We start from the raw sequence: 12,501 nt of genomic DNA, 5'->3' as shown, positions 1-12,501 counted from the left end.
CGTTCTACCGTCCCTAGTGTACGCAACTAGCCGGGCGGCAAGTAAGTGTGTGGGTCCGTGTCGCCGGCGTGCACCCAGCCACTTTCGTCAGGGGGAATGACGCCGTGGGGAATGACGCGGTCGGAAAGGCCATCGAGGATGGCGCCGGCGGAAGCAGCACCGGCGGAGGTGACGCCGGCGGAGGCGACGCCCCGGGAATCGACGCCGGCGGGCCGGGTGCCACGCCGGACGGGCGTCCGGATCAGCCGCGCAGCGTGCGCCTCATCATGCTCGCGCTCATGCTGGCGATGCTGCTCGCCATGCTGGACAACATGATCATCGGCACCGCGATGCCGACGATCGTCGGGGAACTCGGCGGCCTGGACCACCTCTCCTGGGTGGTCACCGCCTACACCCTCGGCACCGCGGTCTCCACACCGCTGTGGGGCAAGCTCGGCGACATGTTCGGGCGGAAGGGCGTCTTCCTCACCTCGATCGTGGTCTTCCTGGCCGGGTCGGCGCTCTCCGGCATGGCGCAGACCATGGGGCAGCTGATCGGCTTCCGCGCAGTCCAGGGCCTGGGCGCCGGCGGTCTGATGGTCGGCGCGTTCGCGATCATCGGCGAGCTGATCCCGCCCCGCGAGCGCGGCAAGTACCAGGGCATGATGGCCTCCGTCATGGCCGTCGCCACCGTCGGCGGACCACTGGCCGGCGGCGCCATCACCGACCACCTCGGCTGGCGCTGGAGCTTCTACATCAACCTGCCGCTCGGCGCCGTCGCACTGGCCATGATCACCACCGTGCTGCACCTGCCCGCCCGCCGCTCCCGGGCCCGCATCGACTACGCGGGCGCCGCCCTGCTGGCCGTCGGCATCACCTCGCTGGTCCTGATCACCACCTGGGGCGGCAACGAGTACGCCTGGGGCTCCGCGCAGGTCATCGGGCTCGCCGTGCTCGGCGTCGCCGCCCTCGCCGCCTTCGTGGCCGTGGAGCGCCGCGTCGCCGAGCCGGTCCTTCCGCTGCACATCTTCGGCAGCCGCAACTTCTCGCTCATCACCCTGATCGGCTTTCTCACCGGCTTCGTGATGTTCGGCGCGATGACCTTTCTGCCGCTGTTCCAGCAGACCGTGCAGGGCGCCTCCGCCACCAACTCGGGTCTGCTGCTCCTGCCGATGATGGGCGGCCTGACGCTGCTGTCGCTGGTCGCCGGACGCGTCACCACCCGCACCGGCCGCTACAAGATCTTCCCCGTGGCCGGTGGCGCCCTCATCACCGCCGGGCTGCTGCTGCTCGCCCAGATGGACGTCGGCACCAGCCGCGTCACGTCCGGCCTCTACATGGCGGTGCTCGGCGCGGGCATGGGCCTGCTGATGCAGGTCACCCTGCTCATCGCGCAGAACAGCGTCGAGATGAAGGACATGGGCGTCGCCAGCTCCGCCGCCACCCTCTTCCGTACGATCGGCAGCTCCTTCGGCGTCGCGCTCTTCGGCGCCATCTTCACCCACCAGGTGCGCGACACGATGGTTGGGCGGGCCGGTGAGAAGGCCGCGGACCTGACCTCGGGCGGCGCCCAGATGGACCCCGACAGCGTCGCCGAGCTGCCGGCCGCGATCAAGGACGCCTACCTGCACGCCGTCTCCGACGGCACCCACCAGGTCTTCCTGTGGGGCACGCTGATCAGCCTGATCGGTTTCGCCGCCGCCTGGTTCATCAAGGAGATCCCGTTGCGCGGCAGCGAGCCGAAGCCGAGCCCTGCCGGGCCGGAGGCCGCGGGGGCCGAGCGGGCCGACACGCTCGTGAAGGCCGATCAGCACCGGGCCGAGCCCGTCCCGTCGGCGGCGGCCGACCGCGCCTGACGGGGCGCCGAGGCCGCCCGGCCACAGCCGAGTGGGCGTGCGCCTGTCCTGGGCGCACGCCCTGTCCGCAGGCGCGGGCGCGGTACCAGGCGCGGGCGCGGCCTCAGTCCGGTACGTGGATGACCGGGAAGCTGCCGGTGCTGGTCGGTGCCGACTCCGGCAGCCACAGCACCGCCACCGCGCCCTCCCGGCCCTCGGCGAGCGGTTCGGCGTTGCGGAAGGTCAGACGGGCGCCCAGCACGCGCGCCTGGCCGGCCGCGATGGTCAGCCCCAGCCCGTGGCCCTTGCCCGCCCGGTCCTTGCTGCCCGTACGGAACCGGCTCGGCCCGTCCTTCAGCAGCGTCTCCGGGAAGCCGGAGCCGTGGTCGCGGACCCGCAGCACCCGGCCCTCAACCGTCACCTCGAACGGCGGCTTGCCGTGCCTGGCGGCGTTGGCCAGCAGATTGCCCAGGATCCGCTCCAGCCGCCGCGGGTCGGTGCTGACGTGCGCGTCCCGCAGCACCGTCACCGTCGCGTCCGGCGCGGCCACCCGCACCCGCCGCACCACGAACTCGGCCAGGTCGATCTCCTGGAGCTCCGCGCGCTCGGCGAAGCCGTCCAGCCGGGCGACCTCCAGCACGTCCTCGACCAGGGTGCGCATCGCCTGCGCCCGGTCCCGTACCAGCTCGGTGGGGCGCCCCGGCGGCAGCAGCTCGGCGGCCGTGAGCAGCCCGGTCACCGGTGTCCGCAGCTCGTGCGCGATGTCCGCGGTGACCCGCCGCTCGGCCTCCAGCCGCTCCTGGAGAGCCTCGGCCATGCCGTCCACCGCACGCGCCAGATCGTCGGTCTCGTCCCGTACCCGGCCGCCGATCGCCTCCCGCACCCGTACCTCGGAGTCGCCCTCGGCCAGCTTGCGGGCCGCCATGGCGGCCTTGCGCAGCCGCCGCGAGAGCTGGTCGCCGATGAGCACGCCCAGCGCGATGCCGCCGAGCACCACCGACACCGAGCCGATGATCAGCGCCCGGTCCAGGTCCTTGAGCACCTCGAAGCGGTCCTCGAAGCGCTCGTGCACCGACAGCGTCCGGCCGTCGGGCAACGGGACCGACGCCCACACCTCGGGGGCGCCGGAGCCGGAGTCCTGCAGATAGGTGGCGCGCTGGTCCTTGGCCGTCGCCTTCTTCAGGGCCGTCGGCAGCCGTGAGTCGTTGATCTTGGCGCCGAACTGCGGGATGCCCGTCTTGTCGAACGACTTCTGCGCGGCCACCACGCGCTCGTCCATCACGTCGCGGCTCATGTTCAGCATCGAGACCCTGGCGGCGTTGTGCACCACCAGGCTCAGCGCCACGGCGACCAGCGCGCTCACGGCGGCGATGGCGATACTGACCTTCCACCGCAGACCGGAGCGGAACCACCGCGGGCCGGAGCGGCATACGCGTCTACTCATCGCGTTCCTCGCTCCTCGGTCAGGGCTTGAGTTTGTAGCCGAAGCCGCGGACCGTCTCGATCCGGTCCTGGCCGATCTTGCCGCGCAGTCGCTGCACATGGACGTCGACGACGCGGGTGTCGCCGCCCCAGCCGTACTCCCACACCCGCTCCAGCAGCCGGTCGCGGGAGAGCACCGTGCCCGGCGCCCCCGAGAACTCCAGCAGCAGCCGCATCTCGGTCGGGGTCAGTGCCACCGGCTGCCCGCCCTTGCGCACCTCCATGCCCTCCGGGTCGACCTCCAGGTCGCCGAAGCGCAGCACCCCGCCCTCTTCCTCCTCAGGTTCCGCCGCCTGCCCGGCCCCGCCGGGTCCGCTCGCGTGCCCGAAGCGGCGCAGTACGGCCCGGATCCGGGCGACCAGCACCGTCACCTCGAACGGCTTGGTCACGTAGTCGTCGGCGCCGGCCTCCAGGCCGAGCACGACGTCGATGGAGTCGGCCCGCGCCGACAGCATGATCACTGGAACGGTCGACTCGTCGCGGATCCGGCGGCACAGGCTCACTCCGTCCAGGCCCGGCACCATCACATCGAGCAGCGCGATGTCGGGCCGGTGCGCCCGGAACGCCTCGAGACCGGACAGCCCGTCCGGCGCGGCCGTCACCACGAAGCCGTCCCGCTCCAGTGCGAGCTGGGTGGCTTCGCGGATCACGTCGTCGTCCTCGACGAAGAGGACATGGGTTTCGGCCACCGCCGCTGTCAGCCTTCCGTTCCGTCGCCGGTCGTGGGCCGGTCGTCCTCGCCGTCCCCGCTGCTGTTGTAGTCCGTGGTCCACCGCTTGGTCTCTTCGAACCGGTTCCGGTCCGCCGACCACTGGTACACGATCTGCTCCTCGCCGCTGGGGGCGTCCACGGAGGCGTCCGCGGCGTAGAGCGGCTTGTAGACGTGCAGTTCGCCCTTGCCGACGGGGTCCGCGAAGAGCGGCGCCTGCTCCTCGTCCACGAAGACGTTCTCGTACTTGTCCCCCTGCTTGCGGTACACGTACGCGCCGATCCCCATGCCGTCGCCGCAGGTCAGCACGTTGACCACGATATCGGTCCGGGCGGAGCCGGTCAGCGCGCCGTACGCCACGTCGACCGGGTACTTGTCGTCCACGCACGGCTTGAGGCTGTCCTTGAGCTCTGCGTTGACCTTGGGGTCGGCCTTCACCAGCTCGACGACGTTCACCTTCTTGGGACGCGCACCGGTCGGCTTCGGCGAGGCCGAGGGCTCGCTGTCATACGAATCGGGAGCCGAGCCGGAGCCCTTCGCGGTCTGCGCCTGCCCCTCGTTGCGCACCCCGTCGCTGGTGAAGTCGCAGCCGCCCAGCACCAGGCCGCCGGCGGCGACGAGCGCGACGAGGGAACCGCCCGTGAGCAGGGCGGCCTTGCCGGGAACGGCCTTGGTCAGGCCGCGCACCGCTCCTGCTTCCGTTCGTCGGACGCGTTCCGTTCGCCGGACATGCGGCCGCGGAGGGCACGCTCGTCCAGGTTGCGGTTCTCCAGCTCCTGCCGCAGCCGGGCCAGCGCACGGTGCAGGGTGCTCTTGACCGTACCGGTGGACATTCCCAGGGCCTCCGCCGTCTCCTCCGTGCTCATCTGCTCCCAGTGTCGCAGCACGACGACACTGCGCTGCTTGGGAGCGAGGACGCCGAGGATGTCCATCAGCAGCGCGCGGTCCGCGTGCTGCTCGGTGCTGTCCTCGACACGGGCGTCGGGCAGCTGCTCCGTCGGCACCTCATCGAGCTTACGGGCCCGCCACCACTCCGTACGAGTGTTGATCATCACCCGGCGCAGATAGGCGTCGGCGAGGGACTTGTCGGCTATGCCGTCCCAGCGGCCGTAGGTACGCACGAGAGCGGTCTGGAGGAGGTCCTGTGCCTCGATCGGGTCCGGGACCAGTCGGCGCGCACTGCGCAGCAGCGCGTCCTGCCGGTTGCGTACGTACTCCTCGAAGTCCAGAACCTTGCCGCTCATGTCGCAGCCTCCATTCCGCTCGTTCCCCACGTTGTGTGCCGCCGGTCTTCTGCGGCGCGATGAGGAACTTACGGAGCGGCTGTTGCGGCATTGCGTACGGAAGGACTGCGGCCGTCGCACAGCCAGCCATAGATTGTGTAACAGCGGGGGCGGGAGCGAGGGAGTGTCCTGGACGGGTGCGGGGACTGTCACAGGCGTGTCACAGAAGGGCCCCGCGAGGCCGGGAGCCGGGTCAGGTCACGGCAGCCGATGAGCGGCCGCCGGGTCAGGTCAGCGGCAGCCGGTAGCGGCCGCCGGGCAGCGGCTCCACGAGTCCGTCCGCGACCAGCCCGTCCAGCGCCCGGGCCCGCTGCACCGCCTCGTCCCACACCCGGTCCAGTACGGCCTGCGGCACCGGGTCGACCGCTTCGCGCAGCACGGCGAGCAGCTTGCCGCGCACCTGGCGGTCCGTACCGGCGTAGGTCTGGCCGCGGCGCGGCGGCCCGTCGTGCGCCGGGGAACCGGCCCGCCGCCAGGCGCAGTGCCCGGCGATCGGGCAGCGCGCGCAGTCCGGCGTGCGCGCCGTGCACACCAGTGCGCCCAGCTCCATCGTGGCGGCGGCCCAGCGGGCGGCGGTCGGCTCGTCGTCGGGCAGCAGGGCGCGGGCCAGTTTCCGCTCGGCGGCGGTGGTGGCGTTCGGCGGGTACTGCCGGCCGCCGACGGCGCGCGCGAAGACCCGGCGGACGTTGGTGTCCAGCACCGCGTGGCGCCTGCCGTACGCGAAGGAGGCCACGGCCGCCGCGGTGTACTCGCCGACGCCCGGCAGCGCGAGCAGCTGGGCGTGGTCGCCCGGTACGTCGCCGCCGTGCCGTTCCTGTATGGCGGTGGCCGCGGCGTGCAGCCGCAGCGCGCGCCGCGGATAGCCGAGCCGGCCCCACGCGCGCACGGCCTCGCCGGGCGGCTCCGCGGCCAGGTCGGCGGGGCGCGGCCAGCGGGTCATCCACTGCTCGTAGACCGGCAGCACCCGGTTGACCGGGGTCTGCTGGAGCATGAACTCGCTCACCATCACCCCCCACGCGCCCGCCTCGGGACGCCGCCACGGCAGATCGCGGGCGTGCGCGTCGAACCAGTCGATGACGGGGGCGTGCAGGGCGGGGCCGGGTACGTCCTGGCCTGGTGCGGCGGGGCCTGGTACGTCCTGGCCGGGTACGTGGAGTACGTCAGGGGCGTCGGATACGTCAGGGGCGGCGGGGCGCGCGGGCGTGGCAGTCATGGCATGAACGATCCTGGCACGCACCCACCCCGGCTCGGAAACGTTCGCCTCCGCGCGCCGCGCCTCTCTCTCCCGATCTCGCCTGATCGCTCGTGATCTCTCCCGGGACCTGACCTTCGGCAGGGGCGGTGGGGCGGCGGCCGCTTGTAGCGTCGTACGGGCCGGACCGGGGCGCGCCCCTGGTCAGGCCCGGTCCGGGGCGCGGCCCCGGTGGAGGGGAGACGGGAAGGGGGCCCGTGGACGGTATCGGTGCCCGGCGCCGGCGCGCGCTGGGCGACGCGCTGCTGTGGGGGCTGCTCGCCGTCCCCGTTCTCTGCGGCGACCAGTTCGGACTCGGCGTGCCGCGCCCCTGGTGGCGGACGGCGGCCGGGCTGCTCCTGCTCGCCGTGGCGGTGGCCGGGTCCCGGCGGCACCCGGTGGCGGCGCTCCTGCTGGTCGCGGGCGGGAGCCTGGTCACCTCACCGGCCCTGTTCACGATCTCGTACGGCCCCGCGCTGTCCGTCGTCGCCTACCTGCTGGGCCGCCGGGCCCCGGCCGCGCGCCCCGCGCTGCTCGCCTTCGGCGCGGTGGCGGCGGCCGGGACCGTCCTGACACTCGCCCGCCCGCCCCAGGACCCGGTCGTCGTCTGGCTGCTGCTGGTCGTCACGCTCCTGTTCGGCGTGGTCTTCCCCTGGCTCATCGGGCGCCACCGGCGGCAGGACCGCGCGCTGGTGGCGGCGGGCTGGAGCCGCGCCGCGCAACTGGAGCGCGAGCAGGAGATCGTCGCGGACCGGGCGCGGCTGCGCGAGCGGGCCCGTATCGCCCAGGACATGCACGACTCCCTCGGCCACGACCTGAGCCTGATCGCGCTGCGCGCGGGCGCGCTCCAGGTGGCTCCCGGGCTGGACGAGGCGCACCGCGCGGCGGCGGGGGAACTGCGGGCGGCGGCGTCGGCGGCGACGGAGCGGCTGCGGGAGGTCATCGGCCTGCTGCGGGACGCGGACGCCGCGCCGCTCGCTCCGGCGGGGGAGAGCGTGGCGGCACTGGTCGGGCGCGCGGCGGAGTCCGGACTTCCGGTGCGACTGGTGGGGGCGGTACGGGCGCGGGGGAGCGGGATCGGGGGCGACGCGGGGGACGGGGGCGGGACCGCGAGCGGAACCGGGGGTGGGCTGCCGCCGCTGGCCGAACGGGCCACGTACCGGGTCGTCCAGGAGGCGCTGACGAACGCGGCGAAGCACGCGCAGGGGGCGGAGGTGACGGTGACGATCACCCAGGAGCGGGCGGAGACGGTGGTGGCGGTCACGAACGGCCCACCGACGCGGACGCCGGGCGCCCCCGCGGGGACGGTTCCGCCGCCCGCCGGGGCGGGCACCGGTACGGGTCTGCTCGGGCTGCGGGAACGGGTCCGCCTGGTGGGTGGCACGTTCTCGGCGGGCCCGACGGCTGACGGCGGCTTCCACGTGCTGGCCCGTCTGCCGCACCATCCAGGCCCGGCCGCCCCCATCACGGCCGATCCGCAGCCGGTGCCGGAACCGCCCGCCGCGCACGCGTACGCGCAGGCCCGCAGGGCCACCCGGCGCGGCCTGGCCGTCTCCCTGTGCGTGGCGGGGGCGATGGCCGTGCTCGTGGTGGCCGGGGCGTTCGGCTGGTACGCGTACACCCGCACGCACGCGGTGCTGGAACCGGACGACTTCGCGGCCCTGCGCATCGGCCGGCCTTACGCCGAGGTCGAGCCCGTACTCCCGGACCTGACCGCCACCGACCCACCCACGGAACGCGCCCCAGCGCCCCCACCCGGGGCGGACTGCCGCTACTACCGCGCCAGCCGCGAACTCTTCGTCAGCGTGGACCACTTCCGGCTGTGCTTCCGGGATGGGCATCTGGTGTCGAAGACGGTGGTGCCCCGAGCGGGTACGCGGGCGGGTTAGGCCGCGCCCCAGTTTCCTACTCGTTTGATAAAGTAGATCCATGTCTGAGACATCGCATGGCATCGGCGAGGGGCCGGCGACCCGCGTCAGTCTCTCCCTGCCGGAAGGAACCGCCGAGGCGATCCGTGCGAGGGTGGGCAAGCGCGAGTTCTCCGCGTTCATCACTGACGCGGTGGAACGTGAGCTGCGCGGGCAGATCCTCGATGAGTACCTGGCCGACTACGAGCGCCGCAAGGGGCGGGTCTCCGAAGACGCGCAGAATCGAGCGCGTCAGATCTTCGACGAGGTGTTCGCCGAGGAGGAGCAGTGGCCCGCCGCAAGCTGAGCCACGAGGGGACGCTGGTCCTGGACAGCGAGGGCCTGTCCAAGCTCTTGAGCGATGATGAGTCGGTCGTCGCCCTGGTCGCCGAAGCGCGGCGCCGGGGCATGGAGGCGGTGATCTGTGCGCTCACCGTCATCGAGGCCGTGCATGCCCGGACCGACCGGGCTCGGCTCCGCTGGATTCTGTCCGGTCTCCGTATCGCCCCAGTGGGAGAGGAAGAGGTGAAAGCAGCCTCAGCGCTTCTGATGGATGCTGGGCTGCATGGTCACAAGTACGCCATTGACGCGGCCGTGGCAGCGATCGCCGTGAAGCAGAAGCGTCCTGTGGTCATGCTGACATCCGATGTGGATGACATGACCAAGCTCTGTGGCGATCGGGTTCGGCTCGTCGCTGTGTGAGCTCGCTGATCAGGCCAGTGCCGGGGCGACGGTTCGGGCGCGGTCGTGGAGGTCGCGGGCGTGGCGGTTCTTCAGGTGGGGGCGGATGAGCCGGAACATGTTTCGAAGCCGCTGATCCACCCGCCCGCTTTGTACCAGGGGGTATTCGTCCAGCGCCTCATTCCATGTCGCGCAGGCTGCTTCCAGGTGCCCGGCCTGTAGTTGGAACTCGGCGAGCATGCCCCGCTCCTTCACCCTTGTCCGGCGGTAGATGGCGTAACACAACCTGTCGGACTCCTTCATGGCTTCGACCGCTCCGGGCACGTCGCCCAACTCATGGCGGACGCGGCTGACGTGGTAGTGCAGGGCTGAGGGGTCGTAAGAGCCGAATGCCTTCTCTCGGGACTCGGCCTTCTCCATCGCCACCTCGGCCTCCTTGAGGTGCGTCAGCGCCTTTCTGCGATCGCCTGTCTGTGCGGCGGCATGCGCCTGCTGCCCCGCAAGGAATGCCCGCATACGGGGGCCCGCCTGAGGAGAGGCGGCAGCGGCCGTATCGGCTAGCCGCAGGGCCTCCGGCCCATGCCCCAGGTCGACGGCTTGCACGCTCATCCCGCGCAGTGTTGTGCAGTAGGTGAGGTGGTCCTCGGAAGCCCCCGCCAACTCCAGAGCCTTCACGTAATACCGCTGCGCCAGGCCCTCCAGCCCTTCGTCCACGGCCATATAGCCGGTGAGGTAGCACAGGTCAGACGTGGCCGACATCATCGCCTTGCGTACTGGTTCCGGAGCATCGGCCCTCAGGTACGGCACGACCGTGTTCACGAGGAAGGCAGCGGCCATCGGGCGGGCGTGACGTCCGCCGAACTGGTCGTCAAGCTCTGAAATGCGTTCGGTCATGGCGATGACCGTGTCGACATCGGGCATTCCTACACGCCGGGCCTGACCCGTTTGGACGGCCTCCATCCGGCCCACCACGTCCGGCCAACCGGGGATGGTCAGCGCGACGGAGAACAGGCTCACACCCAGGACACTGCGCCGGGACGGATCCATGTCGTGCCTCCCGAGGTCGACCAGTCCTTCCACCGTACTCGGGCGGGTGTTCGGCTGATTGGCGAGCGGCGGGAAGCCTGCCTCGGCGTGCGTGACGGGGCGGTGCAGCCGACGGGACAGGGCTTCGAGGATCAGCGGTCGGACGTCTTCCCTCGGCACGTGCCCGTTGAGCCACTGGTGCACGGAAGGTTCGCGGTACTTCAGCGGGGTGCCGCGCTCTGTACCGATGCGGTTCACCGCGTGCGCGAACTGCCGCAGGGTCCATCTGGTCTCTCGGTACAGCCGCACAAGTCCAGCGTTCGGCTCACGGGTGCTCATTGCGCCTCAACTCCTCGGTCTGGCCGAGCGCTTAAAGCTCTTAAAACGTGCTGCCGTCGTCACCGTACCGCTCTGCGTAGCCGTGAGGTTGCCTAGAGCGAGGAAGGGTCGCTGTACGGAGGTAATCCATGAGCAGTAGTGGGCCGAGCCCGGGCGCCGCGCGGCTGTTGCCCTGGTCGACGCCGGACGGCAAGCCGTGCTACGTGAACGCCGACGAGCGCGGCGGGCCCGTCTCCCAGCTTGCCATGGGCAGAAGCGTGCTCGGGCATGCGCGTGCGGTCATGGACGACGCCAAGGCGTCGAGGGGGGAACTGCGGTACACGGGCGTGCGGCTGGCCGAGTGCCTGACCGACGCGCTGCGTGTCGCCGAGAGCCGGGGCAACCGGCTGTCCCTGCCGGATCACAGTGACGGCGGGACGGTCCTGCGATGAGCGGTCGCACGGTCATGCGTTACGTCCGGCACCGGATCCGGCACGAACCGGACGGTGGCATCACGGCGGAGGCGTACTGCGTCACGGTCGGCTGCGGCGCCGAATCCGGCCCCCAGGGTGACCTGGACGCCGTACAGCTCTGGTGCCTGCGCCACACCGGACGCACCGGCCATGACCTGTTCCGCAGGGTCTGCACCGACCACGCGCGCGTGACCCGCGAGGAATGACCCCCAGGCTCCCGCCCCGGTCGGGACTTCCCTGACAGGTAGCGCGACCGGGGCGGGGCGCACAACGGCGCGGGGACCGTCTCCCCGCACAGCGAAGGAAGGAAACACCGTGGCGACACGTCCCGAGTTCGCGTTCCGCGCGGCCAGCGCGTGCAAGTACGACAACAACGACCCCAGGTGTGTGGAGGTGGCGACGAACGTCCCCGGCGCGGTCGCCGTCCGCAACTCCGTGACCGGCGAGACGGTCGCGTTCACCACCGTGGAGTGGACCGCCTTTCTCAGCGGTGCCAAGCTGGGGGAGTTCGACCCGGCGGCCTAAAGGGAGCGGCCATGTTCGAGTGCCCCCAGTGCGGTGGCGGCGCGGAGCGCGACCCCGAGCACCAGCGGGTGATCCGCTGCCTGCGGTGCTGGGAAGCCTGGGTGGTCCCGTATGAACCGCGCTGTCCGGGGGCCGGCCGGGGAAGCCTGAGCCCCGCGCTGCGGCTGCTGGAGGACTACCGGCACTTGAACCGCTGACCGTCGTACTCCCCGGCCCCGTCCATCTGCTGATCCACGCGGCAGATGGACGGGGTCGCGCCCCGTGCCGCTGCCTACGCTGGGGGCATGACCGATCCGCACGGCATCCACGGCCTCCATGGCCCTCACGGCGAGCACCCGGCGGCGACGCCGCCCGTACGTGTCGTCCTCGCCGACGACGAGGCGGTGATCCGGGCCGGGGTGCGCGCCATCCTCGCCGCCGATCCCGGGATCCAGGTCGTCGCGGAGGCCGGCGATGGGCGGGCGGCGGTCGAGGCGGTCCGTGCGCACCGGCCCGACGTGGCGCTGCTGGACATCCGTATGCCCCGGCTGGACGGGCTCGCCGCGTGCGAGGAGATCGTGCGGGCGGTGCCGGGCACGGCGGTGGCGATGCTCACGACCTTCTCGGAGGACGCGTACATCGCCCGCGCGCTGGGCGGCGGCGCGACCGGGTTCCTGCTCAAGTCCGGGGATCCGTACGAACTCCTCGCGGGCGTACGGGCCGTGGTGGGCGGTGCGGCGTTCCTCTCGCCCGCCGTGGCACGGTATGTCATCGCCGAACTCGGCGGCGAGCGGCTGGCGCGCGGCGCGGCGGCCCGGGCCCGGATCGACGCGCTGACCGCCCGCGAGCGGGAGGTCCTGGCGCTGGTCGGCGCGGGGCTGTCGAACGCGGAGATCGCACGGCGGCTGCATCTGGTCGAGGGCACGGTCAAGGGGCATGTCAGCGCGGTGCTCGACCGGTTGGCGGTGGGCAACCGGGTACAGGCGGCGATCGTGGCCCACGAGGCGGGGCTGGTCGCGGACCCGGCGGCGGGCGCCTGACCGCCTGACCGCGGCAGGTCCTCCCCGCCTCAC

General features: G+C 72.1%; 15 protein-coding genes. 9 read left to right on the top strand and 6 right to left on the bottom strand.

From position 1 onward, the window contains the following. Positions 1 to 266 precede the first annotated feature (266 nt). Entirely contained in the window at positions 267 to 1,835 is a 1,569-nt protein-coding gene (locus tag ACQUSR_RS14265; protein ID WP_431047578.1) for an MDR family MFS transporter, read from the top strand. Positions 1,836 to 1,938: 103 nt separating this feature from the next. On the opposite strand, the gene cseC is transcribed toward ACQUSR_RS14265, so the two are convergent. From cseC to ACQUSR_RS14240, 5 genes are all read right to left on the bottom strand, one after another. Further along, complete coding sequence (gene cseC, locus ACQUSR_RS14260) at positions 1,939 to 3,258, bottom strand: two-component system sensor histidine kinase CseC (protein WP_431042942.1); 1,320 nt, start codon at positions 3,256 to 3,258, stop codon at positions 1,939 to 1,941. A 19-nt stretch (positions 3,259 to 3,277) separates the two neighbouring features. After that, positions 3,278 to 3,985, bottom strand: a complete 708-nt coding sequence (gene cseB / locus ACQUSR_RS14255; RefSeq protein WP_431042940.1) for a two-component system response regulator CseB — start codon at positions 3,983 to 3,985, stop codon at positions 3,278 to 3,280. Between the two features lie 8 nt (positions 3,986 to 3,993). Beyond that, complete coding sequence (locus ACQUSR_RS14250; protein ID WP_431042939.1) at positions 3,994 to 4,692, bottom strand: hypothetical protein; 699 nt, start codon at positions 4,690 to 4,692, stop codon at positions 3,994 to 3,996. After that, the gene (locus ACQUSR_RS14245; protein ID WP_431042938.1) at positions 4,680 to 5,249 is read right to left on the bottom strand and encodes a SigE family RNA polymerase sigma factor; all 570 of its coding nucleotides are present in this window, start codon (positions 5,247 to 5,249) and stop codon (positions 4,680 to 4,682) included. The genes ACQUSR_RS14250 and ACQUSR_RS14245 overlap by 13 nt, the downstream gene beginning before the upstream one ends. A gap of 265 nt (positions 5,250 to 5,514) precedes the next feature. Next, a complete protein-coding gene (locus tag ACQUSR_RS14240) occupies positions 5,515 to 6,501 on the bottom strand; it encodes an A/G-specific adenine glycosylase (RefSeq protein WP_431042937.1) in 987 nt (328 codons plus the stop codon). Between the two features lie 236 nt (positions 6,502 to 6,737). On the opposite strand from ACQUSR_RS14240, the gene ACQUSR_RS14235 reads away from it, so the two are divergent. From ACQUSR_RS14235 to ACQUSR_RS14225, 3 genes are read left to right on the top strand one after another with little or no spacing between them, the layout of a single operon-like run. Then, on the top strand, positions 6,738 to 8,408 hold the full coding sequence (locus ACQUSR_RS14235) for a sensor histidine kinase (RefSeq protein ID WP_431042936.1): 1,671 nt from the start codon (positions 6,738 to 6,740) through the stop codon (positions 8,406 to 8,408). A 40-nt stretch (positions 8,409 to 8,448) separates the two neighbouring features. Then, positions 8,449 to 8,733 (top strand): hypothetical protein, encoded by a 285-nt coding sequence (locus tag ACQUSR_RS14230; RefSeq protein ID WP_431042935.1) that lies wholly within the window; start codon positions 8,449 to 8,451, stop codon positions 8,731 to 8,733. Continuing rightward, a complete protein-coding gene (locus tag ACQUSR_RS14225) occupies positions 8,715 to 9,128 on the top strand; it encodes a DNA-binding protein (protein ID WP_431042934.1) in 414 nt (137 codons plus the stop codon). The genes ACQUSR_RS14230 and ACQUSR_RS14225 overlap by 19 nt, the downstream gene beginning before the upstream one ends. A gap of 9 nt (positions 9,129 to 9,137) precedes the next feature. Here ACQUSR_RS14225 and ACQUSR_RS14220 read toward each other — a convergent pair whose 3' ends face one another. Continuing rightward, on the bottom strand, positions 9,138 to 10,472 hold the full coding sequence (locus tag ACQUSR_RS14220; protein ID WP_431042933.1) for a tetratricopeptide repeat protein: 1,335 nt from the start codon (positions 10,470 to 10,472) through the stop codon (positions 9,138 to 9,140). A gap of 128 nt (positions 10,473 to 10,600) precedes the next feature. Here ACQUSR_RS14220 and ACQUSR_RS14215 point away from each other — a divergent pair, with 128 nt between their 5' ends. The 5 genes from ACQUSR_RS14215 (at position 10,601) to ACQUSR_RS14195 (ending at position 12,468) form a co-directional block, all read left to right on the top strand. Beyond that, positions 10,601 to 10,903: a hypothetical protein gene (locus ACQUSR_RS14215; protein WP_431042932.1), complete on the top strand. Its 303-nt coding sequence runs from the start codon at positions 10,601 to 10,603 to the stop codon at positions 10,901 to 10,903. Further along, positions 10,900 to 11,130 (top strand): hypothetical protein, encoded by a 231-nt coding sequence (locus ACQUSR_RS14210; protein WP_431042931.1) that lies wholly within the window; start codon positions 10,900 to 10,902, stop codon positions 11,128 to 11,130. The genes ACQUSR_RS14215 and ACQUSR_RS14210 overlap by 4 nt, the downstream gene beginning before the upstream one ends. A 109-nt stretch (positions 11,131 to 11,239) precedes the next feature. Next, a complete protein-coding gene (locus tag ACQUSR_RS14205) occupies positions 11,240 to 11,449 on the top strand; it encodes a DUF397 domain-containing protein (protein WP_431042930.1) in 210 nt (69 codons plus the stop codon). A gap of 11 nt (positions 11,450 to 11,460) precedes the next feature. Next, positions 11,461 to 11,646: a hypothetical protein gene (locus ACQUSR_RS14200; protein ID WP_431042929.1), complete on the top strand. Its 186-nt coding sequence runs from the start codon at positions 11,461 to 11,463 to the stop codon at positions 11,644 to 11,646. Between the two features lie 87 nt (positions 11,647 to 11,733). Next, complete coding sequence (locus ACQUSR_RS14195) at positions 11,734 to 12,468, top strand: response regulator (protein WP_431042928.1); 735 nt, start codon at positions 11,734 to 11,736, stop codon at positions 12,466 to 12,468. Positions 12,469 to 12,501: the final 33 nt, after the last annotated feature.

Origin of the sequence: Streptomyces sp. P1-3 (genome assembly GCF_050613155.1) — a bacterium.
Classification (GTDB): Bacteria; Actinomycetota; Actinomycetes; order Streptomycetales; family Streptomycetaceae; genus Streptomyces.
The sequence above is the reverse complement of the archived record's forward strand: the minus strand, read 5'-3'. Positions and strand labels throughout refer to the sequence as shown.